The 1,117-nt window shown below is 69.2% G+C and carries 1 protein-coding gene; it reads right to left on the minus strand.

The window, feature by feature from the left end; translation table 11 throughout:
- The gene (locus ACZ4TR_RS49380; RefSeq protein ID WP_465296167.1) at nucleotides 1-999 is read right to left on the minus strand and encodes an IS481 family transposase; all 999 of its coding nucleotides are present in this window, start codon (nucleotides 997-999) and stop codon (nucleotides 1-3) included.
- Nucleotides 1,000-1,117: the final 118 nt, after the last annotated feature.

Below are 1,117 nucleotides of genomic sequence, written 5' to 3' on the forward strand. Positions count from 1 at the left end.
CTAGCTGTATTGCCCCGTGAGGTTGGGGACGCGACTGGCGGGTGATTGGCCTGCGAGTGCGGTGTGTCCGCGGTGGTGATTGTAGGTATGCAGCCACCGCGGTAGCGCCTCGCGGCGTTCGGTCTCGCAGGTGTAGGGCTGGGCGTAGGCCCACTCGTCGAGCAGGGTCCGGTTGTATCGCTCCACCTTGCCGTTGGTTTGGGGCCGGTAGGGCCGGGTGCGTTTGTGGACGATCTGCGCGTCGCGCAGCGTGTCGCGCCACAAGCGTGAGCGGTAGCAAGATCCGTTGTCAGTCAGTACCCGCGCGACGGTGATCCCGCAGCTGGTGAAGAACGCTTGTGCCCGGGTCCAGAACTCGGCCGCGGTCTCCTTGGTCTCGTCCGGCAGGATCTCGGTGTAGGCCAGCCTGCTGTGGTCGTCGACGGCGTTGTGCAGGTAGCCGTAGCCGAGGTTGGCGCGACCGCCGACTTTGCGCGGTCGGGCCGGGTCTCGGTGGGCGGCGCTGTTGCGGCCGCCGACGGCGCGGCCGTGGATCTTGTGGCCGCCGCCGTCGGGGATGTTGCCCAGCTTCTTGATGTCCACGTGCACCAGGTCACCCGGGGCGTCGTGTTCGTAGCGGCGGACCGCCCGGCCGGTGGCCCGGTCCAGGTGCCGCAGGCGAGCCAGCCGGTAGCGGGTCAGGACCCGGTGCACCGTCGAGGGGGTCAACCCGAGCAGATAAGCGATGCGGGCCGGGCCCCACCGGCGCAGGACGCGGACTTTGATGATCCGCCGCTCGGTCCGGGTGGGTGTCCGGTTCGGGCTGGTGGCAGGCCGTGACGAGCGGTCGGTCATCCCTGCCTCGCCCAGAGTGCGGTAGCGGCCGGCCCACCGCGCGGCGGTGGTGACCGATACCTGGAACCGTTCCGCGGCCCGCCGCAACGGCCACCGGTCCTCGATGACACACCGGGCCAGGCGCAGCCTGCCGGTCGGGGTCAGGGGTGCGTTAGCGTGAGTCACGAGGGCCTCCAGGACAGTCGGTGCAGATGTCGCAATCCACACCGAACCCGGAGGCCCTCCCTCACACCAAGATCATCCGATCACGTGTCGCCCGTACCCAACCTCCGTGGTCAATACA

This window comes from Amycolatopsis sp. NPDC028719 (assembly GCF_055565395.1).